Below are 24513 nucleotides of genomic sequence, written 5' to 3' on the forward strand. Positions count from 1 at the left end.
CTGGCTTATTTGATTGTTAATTAACACTTTTTGACAAATAAAATGCTTAATTCTCGCTAAGATAATCCTTATCACCCTCACGATAAGGTCGGCAAAATGTCAAAGCGCAACCTTGAGCAATTGATTGCAAGCGGTGTGCTGCCGCCAAAACATGCTGATCAAGCCGCGATCAACCTTGGCATTTATCCTCATCCTTTTGCTTGGCAGCGCTTTTTTGAAGTGACGCTGTTAGCGGTAGGCGTGGTGGCGATTGCCTTTAGCCTGATATTTTTTATTGCCTTTAACTGGTTTGATTTGGGCAAAATAGGCAAATTTGCACTGGTTGAAGGCGCGTTGGTGTTCACCCTCATTTGCTATTTGGCGCTCGTTTGGCTAAAAAAAGCTTCGTTACTACAGCAATTGTTCCTGCTGGCGGCAAGTCTGATTACAGGCGCTCTGCTCGCGCTTGTCGGTCAAGTTTACCAAACGGGCGCGGACTCATGGCAGCTGTTTGCCATTTGGTCGGCGCTGATTATTCCTTGGGTACTCATTGCTCGATCTCCCATACTTTGGCTGCTTTGGCTTGGGCTGATCAATTTAACCGTGATGGTCAGCTATGCCCAAAGCTCATGGTTTGCTATCGCGCCATTTGCTTTTATTATTCATCCTATCTTTAGCAAAATGCTGCTGCTCACCTTGATGAACAGCGCGGCATTTTTAGCTTGGCTTATCTTTGCTGAACGATTGCCAATGATGACCCGCCAAGCAAACTTATCAGCTATCAATCAAGACGCCCAACTTGACCATCAAAGTATGAATTTTGATCAAAAAAAGCCCACCGCCCCGCCCGTTCATTTGCATTGGAGCACCAATTTGGTAGGGCTATTGGCAACAGGATTTGCCACGATACTCGCCAGCAATAGTGTGATTAATGATGTCAGTTTTGCCAACACCTTACTTGCTCATGTCGTTTGGCTGCTTTGGCTTGGGGTTTTGTGGTATCACTTTTATTGGCTCAGATTAAATTTATTGATGCTCACCTATTTTTGCGCCGCAATCGTTGCGGTAGTGATGGTTTGGAGTGCTAAGTGGCTTGATTTTGACTGGGAAATGGCAACGCTTTTTATTATGGCGGCGATATTATTGATCATAAGCTCGCTTGCGGTGGGTTGGCTTCGGCGCTTATCGGCAGCAAGTTTACGCGTAAGGAGATCGTGATGATGCCTTTTGAGCGCAAAGATTTAACGACGGCTGATATGACCGAAACCCTCGACAAACTGGTCGAGGCAAAGCTCATTGACCCAGCCTCAAGCGCCTTTGTGCAATTTAAAGCGGCTGAACGTAACGATGATCTAACCCTAGAGTCCACGCCTTGGTTTATTCAGCTATTTTTTGGGCTTTGCGGTCTGGTGATCAGTGTGTTGTTGCTTGCGGCGATCGCGTTAATGCTGATAGCTTTAGGTTTTGGGGAATCGACTACGCTTTTTGTGACAGTTGCCATAATGCTGAGCGCGTTGGGCTATGTTTTGCTGACGCATGCCAGCCGCAGCTCGCCCTTTGTCACAGGATTGGCATTAAGCTTAGCGATCGGCGCTCAAGGCTATTGGCTCATGGCAATCGTTGATAATCAGGACAGTTTAGCCTTTCGAGTTGCCGGGTTAATGGTTGCTGAGCTGATATTAACGGTAATTATGCCAAGCTTGTTTTATCGGCTGATAAGTAGCACGATTATGCTGGCAAGTTTGCTTTATTTATTAAGTATTTTTGGCGTAACGGCAGTCAGTTTGGCGCTGCTTGCGCTCATTTTTATCAGCACAACGCTTTTTTCCCATAAATTATTGATCATGTTGCCACCACGATTTTTGGCAAATGGCATCTCCGTTTTGCGGTCGCTCAGCTTTTCATCGGCAATCCTCTTAATGATTTCGGCGATATTTTTCGTTGATATTGTATGGGATCTCATAGATGCTGATTCGGCAGTTTTGCAGCTGACCGACCCTGTGATGTTGATGCTATCGCAAGGATTATTAGCGCTGGTCGGCATTGCAGCGGCAATGATACTTGCTAAACGCTATACGATGTCTATTTTATCGCTGCCATTTTTACTTGTAATGATTGCCATTATCGCCCTTGGTACGCTGTCTTTTTGGGCATCAGGACTCTTAGCAATTGCGCTTGTGATCACGATCAGCTTTGCTAATAGCGAGCGTTTGCTGCAAGCGCTGAGTATGGCAACGCTGATCGGTTACGCCTTTTGGTATTATTATCAATTAGATACCTCCTTACTTGTCAAATCAGCCGCGTTACTTATTCTAGCGATGGTTTGCTTATTTTTGCGGGCGGTGATTTTTAGCCCGCGGTTTCGCGGAGGTAACTCATGAGCCGCTGGTTTCGTGACTGGTTTGCGCCTTCTACTTCTTCAGTAACGCGGCGTAGTTTGGCGATTTTTGTTGCCTTAATTGGATTGATGATTACCTTGAGCGTCGTCAATATTTCTATTGCAAAATATGAGTCGCAATTGGCAAATGGTCGCGTGGTGCTGCTTGAACTTGCGCCGGTTGATCCGCGAAGTCTGATGCAAGGCGACTATATGGCGCTTGGCTATGCACTTGAAAACGACATTATCAACGCGCTAAGTCAGTCAGTGGCAAATCCTGTGGCGGATGATGCCGTTCAAAACGATTGGGAAAATGACAGTTGGTTTCGCCGCCCACTTCCTGAGCAGTTTTGGCATTATGACGGCTTTGTGATTTTAAGTCTTGATAAGCACCACGTCGGGCATTTTGTAAGGCTTGCGGATAATTCTGACACGACAGCTAACAACGAAATCGCCCTGCGCTACAAAATCCGTGACGGCAGCATTTATATTGCCACCAACGCGTTTTTCTTTCAAGAAGGCCATAGCGAGGCGTTTGAAAATGCAAAATTTGGGCTATTTCGGGTGAATGATAAGGGTGCACCGCTGTTGCAATCAATGGTGAATGAAGATTTTAAGGTGATTGCGTCTGAAAAATAACCGCTAAATTTACTCGCATTTTATAAGCTGCTCTATAATCTTGGTATAATTTCAACTCTTTAAATGGGTGATGAGTTAGAGGTTGATGTTGAAAGTTGTGTCTTTTTTTGCAGGGGCTGGCGGTCTTGATTTGGGGTTTTCAAAAGCAGGATTTGAGGTGATTTGGGCAAATGAGTTTGATAAAGAGATTTGGTCAACGTATCGCTTAAACCATCCCAATACTATTTTGGATACTCGCAGTATTACCGAAATTCAAGCCGATAATGTTCCGGATTGTGATGGCATCATCGGCGGGCCGCCTTGCCAAAGTTGGAGTGAGGCTGGGGCGCTTAAAGGCATTGACGACAAGCGCGGTCAGCTGTTTTTTGATTTTATCAGAATACTTGCCGCCAAACAGCCGAAATTTTTTGTGGCAGAAAACGTCAGCGGAATGCTGTTTAAACGCCACGATGATGCGCTAAATAACATCAAAGAGATGTTTAAAAGTGCAGGAATTGGCTATGATTTGTCCTTTGCCATGTTAAACGCGGTGGATTTTGGCGTTCCTCAAGACCGCAAACGGGTATTTTTTGTGGGAATACGCCGTGATTTGGGAATCACGTTTACCTTCCCTGAGCCGCTTGCTGAGAGGTACAATTTAAAAGACGCCATTGCCGATTTAAAAGATAGCGCCATTCCCGCGCTTGAGCTGCAAAATACCAATAAACAAGGCTGCAATATCCCCAATCATGAATATATGACTGGCGGCTTTTCTTCGATTTATATGTCGCGCAATCGGGTTAGAAGTTGGGATGAGCCCTCATTTACCATCCAAGCCAGCGGCAGACACGCGCCGCTACATCCGCAAGCGCCCAAAATGGTCAGTGTTGGCGTGGACAAACGCGAATTTGTTCAAGGTCAAGAGCACTTATACCGCAGGCTATCGGTCAGAGAATGCGCTAGAATCCAAACCTTCCCTGATGATTTTATCTTTGATTATCATAAAGTAAATTCTGGTTATAAGATGATTGGTAACGCCGTTCCGGTGCAGCTGGCGTATCATTTAGCCAAGTCAATCAAACAGCAGATTGAGACAAATTAAACGCTAAGGTTATCAATGAATATTCTAAACTTGCTGACTAACTTATCTAAAACCACAAGCCTGACCGTGAATACGCTCTATAAAGGCAGTAACCGAATTAATAATGTCGGTGATGGCTTAGAAGAGTATCTTAAAGAAGCCATCGCAGGAACCTTTGACTTACCAATTCAAGAAAAATTAAGCGTTTTTCATAAGGTATTTTCTTACCAAGGCTCAAGCGCTCGGCCGCCTGATTTGATGCTTCGCGAGGGTGATGCTATTGAAATCAAAAAGACCGAAAACATATTTGCTGAATTGCAGCTTAACAGCTCGCATCCAAAATCCAAGCTTTATGCCAACAGTCCATTTGTCAATAAAACATGCCGTGATTGTGAAACTTGGTCGGAGCGCGATATTATTTATGCCATTGGTCATGTCGATAAAAGTGATAAAAGCCTTAAGTCGTTATGGTGCGTTTATGGCAGTCTTTATGCGGCCGATGAGGACATTTATTTAGCGATAAAACATCAAATTGGCGACACTTTATCCACCAATCCTGCCTTAGAATTTAGCGAAACCAAAGAACTGGGGCGTTTAAATCGTGTTGACCCGCTCAAAATTACCAACATGCGAATTCGCGGCATGTGGCTGATTCAGCCACCCGTCAAGGTGTTTGATTATCTGTTTGACTATGACAGCACGTTAAAATTTCAGGTGTTTTTACTCATTCCGGAAGATAAATACTTATCTTTTGAGGCAAAAACTTTACGTGAAATTGAGAACTTGGTTCAGATAGGCACTCTTGAGAAAAAAGTTGTAAAAGTAAAAGACCCGAACAACCCTGTGAATCTAATTTCGGCGGTTTGTATTGCTTTGAAAGTAAAATAGCTCCTATTCAAACCAAAAAACACCCAACCTCGTTGAGTGTTTTTTATTTAACAATTAAGGGTAAAAATTATTCCCACTCAATCGTCGCCGGTGGCTTGCTTGACACATCATACGTTACGCGTGAAACGTCTTTGATTTCGTTCATGATTCGGTTGGATACCGTCTCAATCAGCTCATACGGCAGGTGAGCAAAGCGCGCGGTCATAAAGTCCACCGTTTCCACAGCGCGAAGGGCGATCACCCAAGCATAGCGGCGACCGTCACCGACCACGCCAACCGACTTGATGGGCTGAAATACGGCAAAAGCTTGCGCGGTTTTGTCGTACCAACCGGATTTTTCAAGCTCTTGCATAAAAATGGCATCCGCTTGGCGTAAAATATCCGCGTATTCTTTTTTGACTTCACCCAAGATTCGAACGCCTAAGCCGGGGCCTGGGAACGGATGGCGGTAAATCATTTTGTGCGGCAATCCTAAGGTGATACCAAGCTTGCGGACTTCATCTTTGAACAAATCGCGGAGCGGCTCGACCAGTTTAAACGCCAAATCGTCCGGCAACCCGCCAACGTTATGATGGCTTTTAATCACATGCGCTTTACCTTGGTGCGATTTTGCAGACTCAATCACATCAGGGTAAATCGTTCCTTGCGCCAAAAATTCGATTTCTTTACCGTCGCTGCTATTGCTGATGTCGCGAGCGCTGTCGGCAAAGACGTCAATAAAGGTTTTGCCAATGATTTTGCGTTTGGCTTCGGGGTCGGATTCCCCTGCCAAAGCGGTTAAAAAGCGATCTTCAGCGTCAACGCGGATCACTTTAACGCCCATATTTTCGCTAAATACTTGCATGACTTGGTCGCCTTCATGCAATCGAAGTAGTCCAGTATCGACAAATACGCAAGTCAATTGGTCGCCAATGGCTTTATGCAAAAGCGCTGCCACCACCGAGCTGTCAACGCCGCCGGATAAGCCAAGCAGAACTTGTTTTTCACCGATTTGCGCTTTTAACTGATCAACGCGCAAGTCAATGATGTTGTCCGGCGTCCAATCACCCGCGCAGCCGCAAATCTCATGGACAAAGCGACCAAGCAGCGCCTCGCCTTGCAAGGTGTGGGTGACTTCTGGGTGAAACTGCAAACCGTAATAGTGGCGCGACTCGTCTGCCATAATGGCAATTGGGCAGCTTGGGGTTGAGGCGATGATCTCAAAACCTTTAGGCGCGTCAATGACTTTGTCGCCGTGACTCATCCAAACGCTTAAGCTGTCTTTGCTATCTTCGATGCCGCGAGTCAGCGCCGAGTCTTGATTTAAGCGGATGCTTGCTGCGCCAAATTCATGAATGTCGCTGGCGTGAACCTTACCGCCAAAGCGCTCTGCCATTGCCTGCATGCCGTAGCAAATGCCAAGCACTGGAACGCCAAGCTCAAATACTGCTTCATTGATTCGCGGGCTGTCCTCAACGTGAACGCTTTCAGGACCACCGGATAAAATGATGCCTTTTGCGCCAAAATCTTTGATGCGATTATCTTCAATATCAAACGGGAACATTTCACAAAATACGCCAGAATCGCGGACGCGGCGGGCGATGAGCTGGCTGTACTGCGAGCCAAAATCAAGGATGAGAATTCGGTCTTCTTTGATTTCGGGGATGTTGCTTTCGGGGGTCGTCATAGCAGAGTCCATCAATAGAGGGTTATAGAAAATCTGGGTCGCTTATTTTACCAAGTTTCAGCAAGGCGATGGTTATTAGATGCCAAATTATTCTCAGTTATTTGGTTCAAACTAAAAAAGCAAAAGACTAATTACAATTATAAAGTGATAAAGCCGCTAAATTAAGCTAACCGAAACCCACATTTTCCAGCGCAATTGATTGATTTTTAACACTAAGGCTTTATTCCGTTAAAGGCAATTTGTAGCCGCTTTAACCCTTCAATGAGCAGCGCTTGCGGACAAGCCACGTTCAGCCGCATTTTAAGGTGACCCTCATTGCCGTATTGAATACCAGAGCTAAGCTCAACTTTTGCCGCTCGAAGCTGATCATAAAGCGCTTGGTCATCTTGACCATAAGCCGCGCAGTCCAGCCAAATCAAATAAGACGCTTCTGGTCGCATGACTTTAATATCAGGCAAATGTTCCGCTAAAAAGCGTAACGTTACGTCAATATTGGTCTCGATATAAGCCAGCAACTGCTCAAGCCAAGCGCCGCCCTCTGAATATGCGCTTTGGGTCACTTCATAAGCAAATAAATTCAGATCATGCTCATCACTTAACCGCTGCTGATGGGCAATTTGTTCAGCCAATGCCAAATCTTTAACAAAAATCATGGAGCTTTTGATTCCCGCCACGTTAAAGGATTTGGTCATTGAAGTAATACTTACTACCTTGTGATCATAGCCTGCCGCTAAGGTTAAAAAAGGGGTAAATTTGTGCGGACTCAAGGTTAAATCTTGATGAATCTCATCACTGACAATGGCAACATTGTGCTTTTTGCAAACCTCAAGCAGCGCTTTAAGCTCATCTTTTGACCAAACGCGACCGCCCGGATTGTGCGGATTGCAAAATAAAAACAGCTTAACGTCATTTTCAATGATTTTGGCTTCAATATCCGCCAAGTCCAAATAATAGCGACCTTGAGCTTCTATTAACGGCGATAAAATAAGCCGCCGACCGTTATCGCGAACCTTGGTCATAAAAGGCGCATAAATGGGATCATTGACCAGTACCGCGTCCCCCGCCTGCGTCCAAAGCCGAATCATCAGCGCCAAACTTGGCACGACCCCATGGGAAAACAAAATATTTTTTTGGTCAAGCCACAGCCTATAGCGGCTGCCATGCCACTGAATAATCGCCTCATACAGCGGCGCGGTTGGTCGAGTGTAGCCTAGTACCCCATGATTCAAAACGCGCTGAATCGTATTTAAAATGGGGGGCGCGGCTTTAAAATCCATATCCGCGACCCAAAGCGCGATGGTGTCATCACGATAGTGCCATTTAAGCGATCCGGTGTGACGTCTGTCGATGATTTCGTCGAAATTGTATAGCACCAGCAATTTCCTTCTAGCAAAAAGAGGGTTTAGGGTACAACATGATCGGGGGCGTCGCCAATGGCTTTATTGATCAACTTTGATCACCCAACGATAGCCAAGTGATACCCTGCCAAATCTGCTACAATCATCGATTATATTTCTATAATTGTAGCCCAAACCATGACCCGTAATCCAAACCACCCGACAAGCCACTACCGAAACCGCTCCCCTGAAACTCAAAAGCGACTGGGAAAGCTGCACCCGCGAAACCCGCACCAAGGTCGCTATGACTTTGCCGTATTGACCCAAGCCTTTCCTGAGCTTGCCGATCATACCATCAGCAATCCAAAGGGCGAGCCGACCATTGATTTTTCAAGCAATGCTTCGGTTCGGGTGCTCAACCAAGCATTATTGGCGCATTATTACGGCGTCAAGTTTTGGGACATTCCGGCAGGATATTTGTGCCCGCCGATTCCAGGTCGCGCCGATTATATCCATTATATTGCCGATTTGCTCGCGCAAACCACGCACCTAAATGACGATAATACCCCGCCCATGGGCAAAACTATTCATGCCTTGGATATCGGTACAGGAGCGAGCGCCATTTATCCGATTATCGGCAGCCAAAGCTACGGTTGGCGCTTTACTGCCTCTGATATTGATCCGGTTTCGGTTAATACAGCCGCGCTGATTTGTGCCAGCAATCCTAAGCTTAAAAGTAATATCAAAGTAAAATTGCAGCCGGACTCGCGGTTTATTTTTAAAAATATCATCGGTCGCCAAGATTATTTTGATGTGGTGATTTGCAACCCGCCGTTTCATGCCTCACTCGCCGAAGCCATGGATGCCAATAGCCGAAAACAAGCCAATCTGCAAAGACACCGCGCCAATAATGACCATGAAAAAATCAGCAAAAACGCTTCTAAAACCGTCAATGCCGCGCAAAATCTCAACTTTGGCGGTCAGCATCAAGAGCTTTGGAGTCATGGCGGCGAGATTGCTTTTTTGACCAAAATGGCAAAGGAGAGTCAAGACTTTGCAGGTCACGTGGGCTGGTTTACCACGCTGGTGTCAAAGTCTGAAAACGTGAAACCGCTGCAATTGTTATTAAATCAATTGGGAGCCGCGCAAGTTCGCATTATCGACATGAGCCAAGGTCAAAAAAACACGCGGGTGATGGCTTGGCGATTTCAAACAGCGGCTGAACAATAAAAAGTTTCACGTGAAACAAAAGCTTAATGGCTTTGGTGATCCACCTTAAAGTTGAGCTTTTGGTAAAAAGTCCGACCAAGTGGCTTTAAGAGTTTGGCTAAAGCTGTCATGATCCGCCAGCGACTCATAGCTGATAAGCTGCCTTGACATGGCGTCATCAAGCAGCTGCAACTGCTGATAATACCAAAGCGCTTTTTCGTGGTCGTGATCGCCGCTTGACTGCGCCAAAGCTTGCCGCAGTAAGCTTCTATAAATCACCACTTGGGTTAAATAAGCGGACTTCGGCACTTGGGTTAATAACAACTGCAACTTATCTTTTGGGACTTGATTGAGCGCCGACATCATCTGAACGGCGGTATTGTTGGCAAGCTTAATCTCATCTAAGGCAAACAGTAGGATCAGCTTTTGTACCACATCTTGATGTGACTTTGCTTGAATGAGCGCTTGCTGTTGCCAATAATCGCGCTTGTCTTTTGGGACCATTTGCAAAATGGCTTGCAAGCGCTTAGGGCTTGGATCAATCTCAAACGCTTCTGCCATGATAGCAAGCTTATGATCGCTGGCATCTTGCTTGCCATAAATTTTGGTCAACCAATCAAGCCTTGCCACTTGGCTTGGTTTGTCTTGAACCGACCAAACTTCATTTAAATAATAAATTGCCCGATCAAACACATCAAAGTCATAAAAAAATTGCAGCATTCTGGCAAGAGTTTTATTTTCTAGTCCTGATTTGGCGTAAAGGGTCAAAAAATTTTGTTCAAAAAGAGCCGCATCTTTGGTGGCAGCCGATAAGGCTTCGATGCGTTGGCAAATCAGCGTTATCGCCAAATTATTTTGCGGCTTTTGCGCTAAAAGCTCGGTCAAATCCGCTTGATAACTACTTAATAACGCTAAAATATTGGCTTTTGGAAGCAATTTATAAATTCGGCTGAGCATCCGATCCGTCACACCAAAATGATCGCGATCGACAAGCTGTTTTACGCTATCTTGCCAGCTTTGATTAAGACTGATCATTGCAGCGCGATCAGAACGCAATTGCTGCTTATCACTTTGCAAGCAGCCTCTTGCCGTATCAAGCCAAAGCTGAGCGATTTGTTGATATTCGAAAAACACATCATTATTATCAAAAGTTACTTCAGTATTATTATTACGGACTTGTGTCAATAGCTCGTCGGCGGATTGCAAAAGCTTAGCTAAAAGCTGCAAACAGCCAAAAGGTTGCGCATTTTTTAAGCTCATGATGCGATAGGTCAGCTCATTAAGATTGGCAATCAGGCTGTTTTCATCCCAATGCTCAAGCGAATGGTCGCGCAGTTCTTGAATGCGAAAGCTTAAGCTGTCCGTGGTTTTTGGGTCGTAATATTGCTGAAGCAGCTCATCAATTCGCAGATCCAGCCTGTCATCCAAACCATAAATATTGGTGATAAAATCAATCAGCGCGCTTGGTTCAATAAAACTTAACCGCTCGCGGTCACGTTGAGAAAGCATAGATGCTCCTTACTTTGTAGCCTGTCTTATTATATTAAATAGCGCCCTAAAATTAAAAAACCGCTTTCATGTAGAAAGCGGTAGCGGTTATGTTACTTAATGATCAAGGCTTTTATAGCGCCTTTAAACATAGCGTGTTTAAATGTCAAGGTTTGAGACGCTGAGCGCATTTTCTTCAATAAAAGCGCGGCGCGGCTCAACATGATCGCCCATGAGGCAGGTGAACATATGATCAGCGGCAATCGCATCTTCAATGGTCACCCGAAGCATGCGGCGATGCTCAGGGTCCATGGTGGTGTCCCAAAGCTGATCGGCATTCATCTCGCCAAGACCTTTATAGCGCTGAATGGCAAGACCACGGCGGGCATCAAGCATCATTTGTTGCCATAAGTGCTCAAAGTCACGGATGGCGATTTGGCGAGTGGTTCCGGATTGCTCTTTTTGAATAAAAGCGCTGTCGGTTAACAAGGTGTTCCACTCGCCTGCCAAGCGAAGCAGCTTGCTATATTCAGCGGACGCAATAAAGCTGGCATCGAGCAAATAATGCTGCGCCAATTGGTGAATATAAATGGTCACTCGCGGCAGCCACTGCGCTTTATCGGACAACAACGTACTGTTATTGCTACCTAAATTCAAGCTGAGCATCGATTCTGGCTGATTGCTGCTGTCCGTTTGATCATGGATATTGACCAGCTCAATCTCAGGCTGTAGCTCTGCGCCAAAATGGTTGAGTTTGGCTTGAAGCTGCTGGCTCCATAACTGCATTTTGTCTTGATCAAACGTCATTTCCAACGTCAGCTTTTCCGTGGCGGTCAGCGCATCAAGCAATACTGCCGGATAGCGGATCTGCAATCGCGCTTTAATCAGCTGCGTTTGGTTATAATCGTTCAATAACTGCTCAAGCGCTTGCCCTGAAATCGCAGGAGCGTCAGCGCTGATATGAAGCTTGGTATCATCAATCGTTGAGGACAACAAATAGGCTTTAAGCGCCTCATCGTCTTTTAAATACAGCTCTTGGCGACCTTTTTTCACCTTATATAGCGGCGGCTGAGCGATATAAATATAACCGCGCTCGATCAGTTCAGGCGTTTGCCGGAAGAAAAAGGTCAACAGCAGCGTTCGGATATGCGAGCCGTCAACGTCCGCATCGGTCATGATGATGATTTTGTGATAGCGAACTTTGTCCGGATTGTAGTCATCAGGACCAATACCACAGCCAAGCGCAGTGATGAGCGTTCCAACTTCAGCGGATGACAGCATTTTGTCAAAACGGGCGCGCTCAACGTTTAAGATTTTACCTTTTAACGGCAAAATAGCTTGCGTTTTACGGCTGCGACCTTGCTTGGCACTGCCGCCTGCTGAGTCCCCCTCCACAATGTAAAGTTCTGACAGCGCAGGGTCTTTTTCTTGGCAATCTGCCAATTTTCCTGGAAGCCCTGCAATGTCCAAACTGGTCTTACGGCGGGTCATCTCACGAGCTTTTCGAGCGGCATCGCGGGCGCGCGCCGCATCAATGATTTTACCGACAATAGCTTTGGCAGCATTGGGATTTTCAAGCAAATAGTCGTTAAATTTGTCATGCATGGCAGATTCAACCGCCGATTTAACTTCACTTGAGACCAATTTATCTTTGGTTTGGCTGGAGAATTTTGGATCAGGAACTTTGACCGACACAATCGCCGTTAAGCCTTCACGAGCATCATCGCCGCTGATGGCTACTTTTTCTTTTTTAAGCATATTTTCGCGGTCCATGTAGCTGTTCAGACCGCGAGTTAATGCCGAGCGAAATCCCGACAAATGCGTTCCGCCATCACGCTGCGGGATGTTGTTGGTAAAACAAAGCACTTTTTCGTTATAAGTGTCCGTCCACTGAAGCGCCACTTCCACGCCAATGCCGTCATCTTGGCTGCTAATGAAGTGAAAAACATCATTGATGCCGTCTTTGCCCGCGTTGATATAGCTGACAAACTCCAAAAGACCGCCTTTGTGCTCAAACTCATGGCGCTTGCCGATGCGCTCATCGGTCAATACAATGCGAACGCCGGAGTTTAAAAACGACAACTCGCGCAAGCGTTTTGCCAAAATATCATAGTCAAAAATGGTGCTGCTAAACACTTCCGCGCTAGGATAAAAGCGAATTTGCGTGCCAGTTTTTGGCGTTGGCTCAAGTTTTGTTACCTCGCCATCAGGAACGCCATCGGTGTAAGTTTGCTGATAATGAAAGCCTTCACGCCAAATGTTCATTTCAAGCTTTTTGGACAGCGCATTCACCACAGAAACGCCAACGCCATGAAGACCGCCGGACACTTTGTAGCTGTTGTCATCAAACTTGCCGCCCGCATGAAGCACCGTCATGATCACCTGAGCCGCTGATACGCCTTCTTCTGGGTGAATATCCACCGGAATGCCGCGACCATTGTCCATGACGCTTACCGACTCATCTTCGTGAATGATGATGTCGATTTGGTTACAGTGACCGGCTAACGCCTCATCAATTGAGTTGTCCACCACCTCAAAGACCATATGATGAAGCCCCGTGCCATCATCCGTATCCCCGATATACATCCCCGGACGCACGCGAACGGCTTCAAGACCACGAAGCACGCGAATGTCTTTTGAGCTATAATCCGAGCTTGGGGCAATCGCTTCAGGAGCACTAGATTGAGCTAAACCTTCAGAAGCTTGCTCATTACTATGGGTCGCAAATGACTCACTCATACGTCTTCCTTAGTCAATCCTAATTTTTGCCCGCGCCATTATTTTTTAAATCAAATTGTGAAATTCAGCTTTTTAAAAATAACCAACAAAATCAAAGCATTGACAGCAATTTTTTTGCCATCAATCCTCAAGGTTATGATTAAAAAAAAGCAGAAGCGCTTGCAAAAACGAGGTGAAAAATAAAGTCTTATTTTAGCATTTTTTTGCTGCTAAGTCACTGTTTACGCATGAATTTAAGCGCAATGAGCCAAAGACGATTTTAAAAAAATAGAGGAAAACTAAAGCAAAAATAAAACCCGAAATAAAGATGAAAATGCGATTTATCGCGCCTAGATAACATAATTAAAACGGCAAAATTTGCCCATGTTTCACATGAAACAACTGAGCTTCTGACCAATAATGTTCAATCAAAGGCAATATCTCATCACTAAGACTGGTAATAAAAATTTGACAGGGCAATTTAGCAAGGGTTGATAACAACACCTTAACCGCATTGTCATCAAGCTCAGCGGTAATGTCGTCAAGCAGCACCACAGGCGTTGCCGATAGCGCCCCTAGCTCCGCTGTTAGCAATAACGGCAATTGCGACAATTTTAGCGCCGTAATGAGCAGCTTTTTTTCACCGCGAGATAAGACGTTTGCTGCTTGCTCTTTTAAGATTGGCTTTGCTTTAGCGATGGTTTCTTGAGAGGCATTGGCAATATTTTGCTCAGCATCATTTTCGCTATCGGTTATGGCAACACCAGCAATATCGTCTGGCGTTTTTCCTTGCGGCTCATCGGCAATTGAGCGCCAATGAACGTGAATATCCGCACGGTGACTGCCAATTCGAGAATATCCCAATTGCAAATCTTGCACTAAGCGCTCCGATAACTGCTCGGCAAGCGGCAAGCTTGAGTCAAATCCTGATGAATAACTCAAGGTCAATTGGTTGGCGTAACTTGGCAACAGCTTTGCCATTGTGTCTTGAAAATAAGGCTGCCAAGCTTCGAACACTTGCCGCCGATAATGGTCAATCAACGCCGCATGGTTTGACAGTCCACTATCCCAAGACCGCAATTCAGAAAGCTGAGCACTTGATAAAGGTTTGGGATGTTTGAGCAATTGATTGCGCTGTTTGAGCAAGCGCTGATAGGCAAGCCACTGCGGATGAAAGCCAGGTTTCATGTGAAACACAAGCCAATCGAGCAATTGCCGCCGCTGTGAGCTACCTTGCTCAAGCATTTCCATAGAAGAGGGGTCAATCAATAACGTCGGCAGCTTTGCCGTTAGTACGCTTTGATTGTAAACATTGGCATGGTTAAATCGCAGTGTCGTGGTTGCATCCAGCTGCTTTTGAATCGCAAGGCTTGTGCCATCAACAAGGCTGGCAAATACCGTCACTGAACTTTGATGATGCTCAATATAGCGCTTTGGCTGATGGTGACGAAAGCTTTTACCGCGCGATAATAGAAAAATGGCTTCAAGGTAGGACGTTTTGCCGCTGCCATTGGCGCCGATAAATATATTGCACGCTTTTGGCGCAAGTTGAACCTGAGTCAAATTGCGTAAATGGCTGATCTGTAAGCGCTCAATCATAGCAATGGGTCATAAGAACTTTGCTTAAAATCAGCAAATTAAAGGCGCATCGGCATGATGACAAATTGATGCAGCTCATCACCCAATTGATTAACGAGCACAGAAGCATTTGATTGGCTCATTTGCAACTGAACCTCGCCGTCAATCACCCCAAGAACATCTTGCAAATAAGCGGCGTTAAAGGACAGTTCAATGGCATCGCCTTGATATTTTCCTTGAAGCATCTCAACCGCTTCGTCTTGTTCGGCATTGTTTGCGCGAACTTCAATCGTGCCATCAGGTGCAAAATGAAACACCACTCCGCGCGATTTTTCATTACTTAAAATCGCCACTCGGCGCAGCACTTCGCTTAATTTGTCTTTATTTAACAACGCTCGCTTGTCGCTGCTGCTTGGCATTACCCGCTTGTAATCAGGAAATTTGCCATCAATCAGGCGCGCGGTAAAGGTTACTTTTAGATGGTCATTAGCTTGACCACTGCTATCAACGTCACCAAAGGGCAAGCTCACTTGTAAAAACTCGCGACCAAAGCTTAAAGTTAAATGACTGTCATGATCACCAAGCAATTTTCCAAGCTCACTAATCAGTCGTTCAAGCTCAATGACCGCTTTTCTTGGCAAAATGGCTTGCAAATTTAAATCCAATGGTGAGTCAATCGCACTTCGCGCCAGCGCCAATCTATGACCATCGGTGGCAACTGTGGTCAACTGGCTTTGAGCGACATCAAAGAGCATTCCCGTTAAATAATAGCGAACGTCTTGAATAGCCATGGCAAATTGCGTTTTTTGAATTAAATCAAAAAGATAGTCTCTTTTAATGCTCAGCGCCGAGATGTTTTCAGGATTTCCTAATAGCGGGTAATCTTTTGCAGGAAGCGTTCCTAATGAAAATCGGCTTTTGCCACTGGTTAACAAACAGCGCTCGTTATTTTGCGAGGTGAGCGTAATTTGTGACTGCGGCGGCAGTGATTTACAAATGTCTTTAAGCTTCGTTGCAGGCAGGGTAGTGGAGCCCGCCTCAATGCAAGCGCCCTCAGGAAGCTTTAGCGTGGCGGTCAGCTCAACTTCCAAATCAGACGCCGTTAAAATCAGTTCAGTAGGCGATAAGACCAATTTAATATTGCCTAAAATCACCATATTATGACGCCGGTCGGCGGCTTTTGCGATCAGATTAACCGCTTTTAACAACGCTTCTCGATTGATCGATAACTGCATTTGACAAGCCCTTTATCATAAAAATATGGTGAATTAAAAATTAAATTTAGAACGAGCACCTTTAAAAATTAGCTAAGGCAATCTTAAGATATTAACCTTAAATTATAGCATAATTTGCCATGAAATAAGCGCAAACTTTACTTCAAAAATACGCTTGCTAGCCTGCTTGCAGCATTAGTGACAGCGCTTTGTAATCTTTATCGATTGTGGCATCACAAGCTCTCAGCTCAGCCACCTTTTCACAAGCATGCATCACTGTTGTATGATCGCGACCTCCAAAGGATTGACCAATATCGGGATAACTGTCGCCTGTCAACTCACGTGCAAGCGCCATTGCAATTTGTCGTGGCCTTGCAATCTGCCGCGTGCGTTTGCGACCCATGATGTCTTTGACGCTCACATTGTAATATTCAGCAACCACTTTACGAATGTTGTCCATATTGACCGCTTGAACGCGCATGGCAACCACGTCTTTGAGTGCAAACTGAACCATCTCAAGGGTAATGGGAGCGCCGGTCAAATTGGCATTGGCAAAGACTTGATTAAGCGCGCCCTCAAGCCGCCTGACATTAGACACCACATTTTGAGCAATAAATAACGCACACTCTCTTGGCAAAACCATCTGGTGCGCTGCTGCCTTTTTTTGCAAAATTTGCATTCGCGTATCAATTTCAGGCGGCTCAACAGCAACGGTCAGCCCCCAAGAAAACCGCGACCGAAAGCGCTCATCAAACTCCGTCATTTGAGAAGGGTGACGATCGGAGGCTAATATCAGCTGTTTATCACCGCTCGTAAAATCGGCAAACAAGGTTAAAAATTCATTACTACTTTTGGTTTTTCCTGCTAAAACGTGAATATCATCAACAATTAACAAATCTACTTTTTTTATTTTTTTCTTAAAATCTTCGACTTTATTATTTCTTAATGAATAAACCAATTGATTAATAAATTTTTCAGAAGTGAAATAATAAAAACTTTTATTCATTTTAACAAATCGATCAGCAACAGAATGCATTAAATGCGTTTTTCCCAAACCAGAAGGACCGTAAATAAATAACGGATTGTGGCGATTTTTCGGCTGACGTTTACTCAGCTCAAAGCAAGCTTTGTGAGCAAGTTGGTTAGACTTTCCGGTTACAAAAGTCTCAAAAGTAAAATCAGGATTTAAGTAGCTTAGCGATTTAGCATCGGCAGCATCTTCTATGGCAGCTTGAGCTAATTTTTTATCTATCTCTTTGATTTTATTGCTAGAATTGGTTTGTTTTGGAAGTGTTTCATCGCTTAAGCTAGCTGTAGGGGAGGGGCTAGTTTCAAAAATAGATTCTAAAGGAAGGTTATCAACCCCTACGTTGACCTCACTGATTTGACCTTGGCTGTGTTTGACCACCAAACTTTTGATGTCCGCCAAGTGATTTTTTTTGATATAAGCAACAAAATAATCATTAGGCGCTCGGATAAGTAAGCTATCACCAGATAGCTGAGCGGACAAGGGTCGCAGCCACATCGTAAACACGTTATCTTTCACAGAATAACGTAAATCTTCCAAGCATTTATCCCAAATGGCAGTGGTGTCGATCATGGCTAACTTAACCTCATAGTTTTAAATAGTGCAAACGGACGGTCTGATTTGGCAGGCGATGGTGTCGCTTTTCATTCAAGCCGATTGCGGCGTAATTTAGCATAATTAGCCTGTGGATAACATAGCCGTTTTCTGTGGATAACCTTGGGGATAACCCTGTGAATAACTTTGGGGATAATTTTCTTAATTTTTAAAAGGTCTAGTTACCCACAATTCATCCACAAGATATCCACAGGGTTATCCATAACTTAACCTGCTGATTTTTAATATAAATAACCACTTATCCTCAGAAAAAAGGCTTACTAACAACAATAAGATATATAATATTAATAAAACCTTATTATTATTGATTTGCTAAAATTTTGAAAAAAATACTTAAAAATAACCATAAAATTGCCATCGGCTTAGTAAGCAAACAATTTATTTATAGCTTATTTTGCAATTTCAAGGTGTTAAGTAATTGACCCTAAAAAATTGCCGTGATATAATTTTGCCCTATTACGAATTGAGTCCCATTATTTGATAGGTGAGTTATGAAACGTACATTCCAGCCAAGCGTGATTAAACGCAAGCGTACTCACGGTTTCCGTGCTCGTATGGCGACCAAAAAAGGCCGTCAAGTATTGGCGCGTCGCCGTGCTAAAGGTCGTCATCGTTTGACCGTCTAGGAACGGATTGAGATTTAATCGTTTCATCTAGCCCCTAGTATTTAATTAAAAGCGCCTCTATCGGCGCTTTTTTTTGGTTTATGTTATTTTCAGATCTAATCTATATTTGAATTAAGGTGAAACTATGTCGCCAAACCCTTTTGATCAATCAGCACCTAAATTGCCTAAAAATGGCGCTAACACGCGTTTTACGAAGTCTCAGCGATTATTAACTGCCGCTGATTTTAAGAGCGTTTTTGACGCTCCTGAGCGTAAATTGCATCAAAGTCATCTTATGGCGTTTATACGCTCAAATGAGGCTCAAATGCCGCGTATTGGCATGGCAGTCACCAAACGTAGGGTTCCTACTGCGGTTGCTCGAAACCGCTTAAAACGGCAAATTCGTGAGCAATTTCGACTTCAGTCGCATCAGCTTCAAAATAAAGATGTTGTTTTTATTGTTAAAAGTTCTATTTCCGATTTGGATAACAAAGAATTGAAAAAACAAATAAATAATATTTTTAACAAAATAAAAAATAAGAATAAATGAAAAAATTTAAAAATTTGGAAAAAATTATTTTTATTTTTTTTAAAAAATTAATAAAAATTTATCAATCATTTATTAGCCCTACTATTCCTGCGCGCTGCCGATATTATCCGACCTGCTCTAATTATGGCAATCAGGCGCTAGATTGGCATGGTGGAATAAAAGGCAGCTGGTTGTTGCTTAAACGCTTAAGTCGCTGTCAGCCATTTGGCGGTCATGGGATCGATTTTGTCCCGCTGCCTCTTAATCGCTTTACTTATCAGGTTGCAAAAAAGCCTGTTGCTCATAACGTTGGGGTAGCTATTGATACTTTCAGTTATCGGGTGCGATTAAACCACTGGCTATCAAAATCACGATAAAGTCATAGCAAGGCTAGCAACTTAGACAAAAAATGTTACGTCTAAAATCTTGCAAAAAATTCTGTGAGTATCATTTAAAGGCAAATTTTAGTAAAATAATGACCATTTTAGGTCAAGATCGACCAACGCTTGGTAATTCGTGCGTGAATCGCTAGCTCTTGGCTTATGCCCAAATTTTTCACTGTAGGATAGGTTTATGCAAAAGATACTTCGGCTTATGATCATCGTTGCGATGCTCATCACCGCTTATCTGCTGATTTTGGCATGGCGAGATGATTATGCCGATGCGCCAGCGACAGAAGCTGTGCAACAAACGGTAACGCAGGGTGGGGCTGACATTCCATCGACCCAAGGGGCGCCGGGGGATCTTCCTGCGCAACCGGCAGCCAATAGCGCCACAATCAATCAGCCCAATGTCGCGCCAAGCCAAGATCAAGGTCTGATTTCGGTAACGACCGACCGCTATGATATTAAAATCAACCCTGAAGGCGGTGATATCGTTTATGCCGCGCTTAAACAATACGATGCGACCCTCAATAGCGATACGCCATTTGTGCTGCTTGAAAATGACGGCAATCGGGTTTATGTAGCGCAGTCAGGGCTGATCGGCGCTAATGGCATTGATACTGCCGAAGGTCGGGCAAAATATCAGCACGCGGCGAACAGCTATACCATGAAGCCAGGTCAGCAAACGCTATCGGTGCCGCTCACCTATGAAAAAGATGGTGTCACGGTTGTTAAAACCTTTACTTTTACCCAAAATAAATACCCCATTGATATCAGCTATCAGATTCAAAACCGCAGCAAAACGCCTTGGCAAGGTCAGATGTTTGCGCAGTTAAAACGCGATGACAGTAAAGATCCTGGCATGTCTAATAAAGGCGCGCTTAGCATGGCGACTTATCTTGGCGGCGCTTGGGGAACGCCTGAGGACCCTTATAACAAACTGAAATTTGGCAAATTTAATAATGAGCTGAATGTGACCAGTGACAAAGGCTGGGTTGGTATTGTTCAGCATTATTTCGTTTCCGCTTGGACGCCGAACAACTTTAAAGGTCAGTTTTTTAGCCGCGAAGATAAAGGCGATTATTTTATTGGCTTTAACAGTCAGCCGATGAATGTTGCACCCAATAAGCAAGCAACGTTAAGCGCGACCCTTTACGCAGGTCCTAAAGTTCAATCAGAGCTTAAAGACGTGGCTGTTGGGCTCAATAAAACGGTCGATTACGGTCTGCTTTGGCCAATTTCAAAAGTGTTGTTTGCGCTGCTTGATGGCATTCATAAAGTGATTGGCAACTGGGGCTGGTCGATTATTGTGTTGACCATTTTGGTTAAAATTGCCTTGATGTGGTTTTCAAATAAAAGCTACTATTCCATGGCAAAAATGCGCGCGATTGCCCCAAGACTGCAAGCGCTTAAAGAAGAGCACGGCGACGATCGCATGAAGATGTCGCAAGAAATGATGAACATCTATAAAGAAGAAAAAGTCAATCCAATGGCGGGCTGTTTGCCGATTTTAATGCAAATGCCGATCTTCTTAGCGCTTTATTGGGTGCTCGTTGAAAGTATTGAATTGCGTCATGCGCCATGGATTTTGTGGATTCAAGACTTGTCAGCGATGGACCCTTGGTTTATTTTGCCGCTGCTTATGGGCGCGTCGATGTTCATTCAGCAGCAATTAAACCCGCAGCCGACTGATCCGATGCAGGCAAAAGTGATGAAGATTTTGCCAATTATCTTTACCGTATTTATGCTGTTTTTCCCAGCCGGTCTTGTACTTTACTGGACGGTGAACAACTTATTTAGTATGACTCAGCAATATATTGTGAACCGAAAAGTAGAAGAAGAGCAAAAGCATCGAACCGTTAAAGTTCTTGATTAAGGCTTGCTTTTATTAAAAAGGACCATCGCTTCGGCGGTGGTTTTTTATTAAAAAATGAGAATAATCAAGATTGTTTTGAACGATGGATCACGGATGACTATAATAAGGGGTTTAAACGGTTTTGGCTAAGGATGCGGTTGTGACAAAAACACAGGACGATCAAGGCATAAATTTGCCAACGATAGCGGCAATCGCCACGCCCATTGGTCGCGGCGGCGTTGGGGTAATTCGGTTGTCCGGTGCAAAAGCGGTGTCAATTGCTAAAGCGTTGACTGGTCGTCATCATTTTAAACCGCGACATGCTTATTTTTGCCGCTTTTTTGACGGTGACAGCACGCTGATCGATGAAGGCTTGCTGCTTTATTTTCAAGCGCCAAACTCATTTACCGGTGAGGATGTGATTGAAATTCAAGGTCATGGCGGTATGATTTTGCAAAATCAATTGCTTGCTCGCGTGTTTGAATTGGGAGCAACGCAAGCTGCGGCAGGTGAGTTTTCTTATCGCGCCTTTGACAATGACAAGTTGGACTTGGTGCAAGCAGAAGCCATTGCTGATGCGATTGATGCAACCAGTGTGGCGGCGGCAAATAGTGCTATTCGCTCGCTTACGGGCGAGTTTTCCCAAAAAATTAATACGCTGCTTGCTCAACTCATTGAGCTGCGCCTTTACGTGGAAGCCGCGATTGATTTTCCCGATGAAGAGGACGTCGATTTTTTATCCGATGGTGTCATTTTAAGCAAACTTGCCGCCACTCAAGCGCAAATTGAGCAAATTTTGGCGACGGCAAAGCAAGGTCAGCTGCTTCGCGATGGCATTCATGTGGTGCTTGCTGGTCGCCCAAATGCGGGTAAATCAAGCTTGCTCAATTGCTTAGCCGGTACTGATCGCGCTATTGTTACGGACGTTGCTGGAACGACGCGCGACACCTTGCAAGAAACGGTGGTGTTAAATGGTTTGACGCTGCATTTGACCGATACGGCAGGGCTTCGCGATACCAATGATACGGTTGAGCGTATTGGTATTGAGCGGGCGCGAAAGGCGATTGGGGAAGCTGACTTATTGCTGCTGGTTTATGATGCCGCTCGTGATATTAACGATGGCTCGCCGATTGAGTTGGCAAAAGCCTTATTTGGCGAAATCCCTGATCCAAAGCGCTTAATTATGATTGCCAATAAAAGCGATTTAATCTCACAAGATGAGATCAATACTCAAAATTTATCTATCTCAGAACCCTATCAACACGTTTATGTTTCATGTGAAACAGGGTCAGGGATTGAGCAATTGATCAATTTGCTTTGCGATAAAGTGGGCTTTCATCCACCAGAAAATAGCTTAATTGCTCGAACGCGGCATATTGATGCGCTGAAGCGAACCGCTCAGCATTTAGTCCAAGCTCATGATCAGTTGACCGTATTTCAAGCCGGCGAGTTGGTTGCTGAAAGCTTGCGGCAAGCTCAGGTGAATTTAGGCGAAATCACTGGTGAATTTAGCGCCGATGACTTGTTAGGCAAAATTTTTAGCAGCTTTTGTATTGGAAAATAGGACGCGTGATTCAAGCTAAATCTTGGCGCGCAAATTTTGGAGCAAGTGGATGCATTGTCCGTACTGTAACGCGTCAGAAACCAAAGTGATTGACTCGCGGCTTGCTGCCGAAGGCGCTCAAGTTCGCCGCCGCCGCGTTTGTAGCAGTTGCCAAGAGCGCTTTACCACCTTTGAGATGGTCGAGGTGGTGATGCCACGAATCATCAAATCCAGCAGCAAAATAGAGCCTTATGACAGTGACAAATTGCGCCGATCGATCATGCTGCCCTTGCAAAAACGCCCCATCACCATCGATGAACAAGAAGCAATGATCAGCCGAATTGAAAAGCGTGTCCGGCAAATGGGCGAGCGAGAAATTAGCAGCAAAGTGCTTGGGGAGATCATCATGAGTGAGCTTAAAAGCTTGGATGATGTGGCTTATGTCCGATTTGCCAGCGTTTATCGCGATTTTCAAGACATCGATGCCTTTCATCAAGAGCTTGCCAATATCCGCCCTGAAAAATCAATAGCAAGCGATGGTGAGTCGTGATGTTTAACTCATTTGACCCATTGAGCACAGCAATGCAACCTCAAAATCATGCAATAAGTCATCCTAGCGCCAATCCTCAAGACGTTTATTTTATGGGGCTGGCGATTGAGCAAGCAAAACTTGGTCAATTTACCGCGCGCCCCAATCCAGCGGTGGGCTGCGTGATTGTTAAAGACAATCAAGTGGTTGGTAAAGGCTTTCATCCAAAATCAGGTATGCCGCACGCGGAAGTTTTTGCGCTAAGGGATGCTGGAAGCTCAGCAATTGGCGCGACCGCTTATGTGACGCTTGAGCCTTGTAGCCACACGGGTCGAACCCCGCCTTGTGCCAAAGCGCTTATTGATGCTGGGGTTCGCCGTGTCGTCGTTGCCGGACTTGATCCCAATCCAAAAGTTGCTGGTCGCGGTGTTCAGCTGCTTGAACAAGCAGGGATTGAAGTTACCATTGGGGTATTAACTGAGCAAGCCGAAGCGCTTAACCAAGGCTTTTTAAAATCCATGCGCCAAAATTTGCCTTATGTTCGCCTAAAGATTGCAGCAAGTCTTGATGGCAGGACGGCAATGGCGTCGGGCGAGTCCAAATGGATCACTGGAGCTGAGGCTCGGCTTGATGTACAAATCCTGCGGGCAAAAAGTGGGGCGATCATCACAGGAAGCGAAACCGTCATTCAAGACAACCCGCAATTAAACGTCCGAGTTGCCCCAATGGGCGTGAAATTGGATGAGATTCCCATGCCGAAAGTGGTCATTTTAGACCGCCGTAATCGCTTAGGTTTTAATAAAAACTCCCCGTATCAACTTTGCCAAAACTTTGAGACGCTTTATTATCGCAAAAACAACTTAACCGAATTGCTAGGTGATTTGGTTCAAAATCATCAATGTTATGACGTTTTGGTTGAGGCTGGCGCAAGCGTTGCGGCAAGCTTTTTGCAGCAAGGTTTGGTCGATGAACTTATTGTTTATCAAGCGCCTTGTTTGCTTGGAACCCATGCTCGCGCCATGATAGCAACAAATATTTTGGCGTTAAGTCAGCAATTACGATTTAAATATCAATATGTTGAGCAGCTTGGCAATGATTTAAAGCTGATTTTAAAGCCACTTTGGGATTAGTTTCCTAAATTTTAAATAACTATAAATGGTTTCACATGAAACGCAAGGGTGTGAATAACTAGGTTTCACATGAAAATTTTAATATGATAATTTCAAAATTTTTAAATTTATCTATATTGAAATCAATAAGTTAAATTATAAAAA

The 24513-nt window shown here is 44.6% G+C and carries 20 protein-coding genes; 13 read left to right on the forward strand and 7 right to left on the reverse strand.

The window, feature by feature from the left end; genetic code table 11:
• Positions 1–96 precede the first annotated feature (96 nt).
• The 5 genes from HF322_RS07245 (at position 97) to HF322_RS07265 (ending at position 4943) form a co-directional block, all read left to right on the forward strand.
• Positions 97–1197, forward strand: coding sequence for a DUF2157 domain-containing protein (locus HF322_RS07245; RefSeq protein ID WP_169392736.1), 1101 nt, complete (start codon positions 97–99; stop codon positions 1195–1197).
• Entirely contained in the window at positions 1197–2360 is a 1164-nt protein-coding gene (locus HF322_RS07250; RefSeq protein ID WP_169392737.1) for a DUF4401 domain-containing protein, read from the forward strand. The genes HF322_RS07245 and HF322_RS07250 overlap by 1 nt, the downstream gene beginning before the upstream one ends.
• Entirely contained in the window at positions 2357–2995 is a 639-nt protein-coding gene (locus HF322_RS07255; protein WP_219848189.1) for a GDYXXLXY domain-containing protein, read from the forward strand. Before HF322_RS07250 ends, HF322_RS07255 begins: the two co-directional genes overlap by 4 nt.
• 88 nt (positions 2996–3083) lie before the next feature.
• The gene (locus HF322_RS07260) at positions 3084–4076 is read left to right on the forward strand and encodes a DNA cytosine methyltransferase (RefSeq protein WP_169392738.1); all 993 of its coding nucleotides are present in this window, start codon (positions 3084–3086) and stop codon (positions 4074–4076) included.
• 15 nt (positions 4077–4091) lie between these two features.
• Positions 4092–4943 carry an NgoPII family restriction endonuclease gene (locus HF322_RS07265; protein WP_169392739.1) on the forward strand — a complete coding sequence of 284 codons (852 nt, stop codon included), beginning with the start codon at positions 4092–4094 and terminating at the stop codon, positions 4941–4943.
• A gap of 67 nt (positions 4944–5010) precedes the next feature.
• On the opposite strand, the gene guaA is transcribed toward HF322_RS07265, so the two are convergent.
• Together guaA and HF322_RS07275 are read right to left on the reverse strand one after the other, a co-directional pair.
• Complete coding sequence (gene guaA, locus HF322_RS07270) at positions 5011–6609, reverse strand: glutamine-hydrolyzing GMP synthase (RefSeq protein WP_169392740.1); 1599 nt, start codon at positions 6607–6609, stop codon at positions 5011–5013.
• Between the two features lie 212 nt (positions 6610–6821).
• Positions 6822–7982, reverse strand: a complete 1161-nt coding sequence (locus HF322_RS07275) for a MalY/PatB family protein (RefSeq protein ID WP_169392741.1) — start codon at positions 7980–7982, stop codon at positions 6822–6824.
• Positions 7983–8144: 162 nt separating this feature from the next.
• On the opposite strand from HF322_RS07275, the gene rlmF reads away from it, so the two are divergent.
• Positions 8145–9176, forward strand: a complete 1032-nt coding sequence (gene rlmF, locus HF322_RS07280; protein ID WP_219848191.1) for a 23S rRNA (adenine(1618)-N(6))-methyltransferase RlmF — start codon at positions 8145–8147, stop codon at positions 9174–9176.
• A 45-nt stretch (positions 9177–9221) separates the two neighbouring features.
• Here the strand turns inward: rlmF and HF322_RS07285 are convergent, their stop codons facing one another.
• The 5 genes from HF322_RS07285 to dnaA form a co-directional block, all read right to left on the reverse strand.
• Positions 9222–10664 carry a hypothetical protein gene (locus HF322_RS07285; RefSeq protein ID WP_169392742.1) on the reverse strand — a complete coding sequence of 481 codons (1443 nt, stop codon included), beginning with the start codon at positions 10662–10664 and terminating at the stop codon, positions 9222–9224.
• Between the two features lie 138 nt (positions 10665–10802).
• The gene (gyrB, locus tag HF322_RS07290; RefSeq protein ID WP_169392743.1) at positions 10803–13382 is read right to left on the reverse strand and encodes a DNA topoisomerase (ATP-hydrolyzing) subunit B; all 2580 of its coding nucleotides are present in this window, start codon (positions 13380–13382) and stop codon (positions 10803–10805) included.
• A 342-nt stretch (positions 13383–13724) separates the two neighbouring features.
• Positions 13725–14960 (reverse strand): DNA replication/repair protein RecF, encoded by a 1236-nt coding sequence (recF, locus tag HF322_RS07295; protein ID WP_169392744.1) that lies wholly within the window; start codon positions 14958–14960, stop codon positions 13725–13727.
• Between the two features lie 38 nt (positions 14961–14998).
• Positions 14999–16174 (reverse strand): DNA polymerase III subunit beta, encoded by a 1176-nt coding sequence (dnaN, locus tag HF322_RS07300; RefSeq protein ID WP_169392745.1) that lies wholly within the window; start codon positions 16172–16174, stop codon positions 14999–15001.
• Between the two features lie 157 nt (positions 16175–16331).
• A complete protein-coding gene (gene dnaA / locus HF322_RS07305) occupies positions 16332–17753 on the reverse strand; it encodes a chromosomal replication initiator protein DnaA (RefSeq protein WP_169392746.1) in 1422 nt (473 codons plus the stop codon).
• A gap of 533 nt (positions 17754–18286) precedes the next feature.
• Between dnaA and rpmH the strand changes: the two genes are divergently transcribed.
• From rpmH to ribD, 7 genes are all read left to right on the forward strand, one after another.
• A complete protein-coding gene (gene rpmH, locus HF322_RS07310; RefSeq protein WP_007394757.1) occupies positions 18287–18421 on the forward strand; it encodes a 50S ribosomal protein L34 in 135 nt (44 codons plus the stop codon).
• A gap of 160 nt (positions 18422–18581) precedes the next feature.
• Positions 18582–18950, forward strand: a complete 369-nt coding sequence (gene rnpA / locus HF322_RS07315) for a ribonuclease P protein component (protein ID WP_223193216.1) — start codon at positions 18582–18584, stop codon at positions 18948–18950.
• Positions 18947–19306: a membrane protein insertion efficiency factor YidD gene (gene yidD, locus HF322_RS07320; protein WP_169392748.1), complete on the forward strand. Its 360-nt coding sequence runs from the start codon at positions 18947–18949 to the stop codon at positions 19304–19306. The genes rnpA and yidD overlap by 4 nt, the downstream gene beginning before the upstream one ends.
• Before the next feature lie 196 nt (positions 19307–19502).
• A complete protein-coding gene (yidC, locus tag HF322_RS07325) occupies positions 19503–21188 on the forward strand; it encodes a membrane protein insertase YidC (protein ID WP_169392749.1) in 1686 nt (561 codons plus the stop codon).
• 139 nt (positions 21189–21327) lie between these two features.
• The gene (gene mnmE / locus HF322_RS07330; protein ID WP_169392750.1) at positions 21328–22731 is read left to right on the forward strand and encodes a tRNA uridine-5-carboxymethylaminomethyl(34) synthesis GTPase MnmE; all 1404 of its coding nucleotides are present in this window, start codon (positions 21328–21330) and stop codon (positions 22729–22731) included.
• Positions 22732–22780: 49 nt separating this feature from the next.
• Positions 22781–23260 carry a transcriptional regulator NrdR gene (gene nrdR, locus HF322_RS07335; RefSeq protein ID WP_169392751.1) on the forward strand — a complete coding sequence of 160 codons (480 nt, stop codon included), beginning with the start codon at positions 22781–22783 and terminating at the stop codon, positions 23258–23260.
• A 32-nt stretch (positions 23261–23292) separates the two neighbouring features.
• Positions 23293–24369, forward strand: coding sequence for a bifunctional diaminohydroxyphosphoribosylaminopyrimidine deaminase/5-amino-6-(5-phosphoribosylamino)uracil reductase RibD (ribD, locus tag HF322_RS07340; protein WP_169392752.1), 1077 nt, complete (start codon positions 23293–23295; stop codon positions 24367–24369).
• Positions 24370–24513 lie beyond the last annotated feature (144 nt).

The sequence above is a fragment of the Psychrobacter sp. MF31 genome (assembly GCF_012847335.1).
Taxonomy (GTDB): domain Bacteria; phylum Pseudomonadota; class Gammaproteobacteria; order Pseudomonadales; family Moraxellaceae; genus Psychrobacter.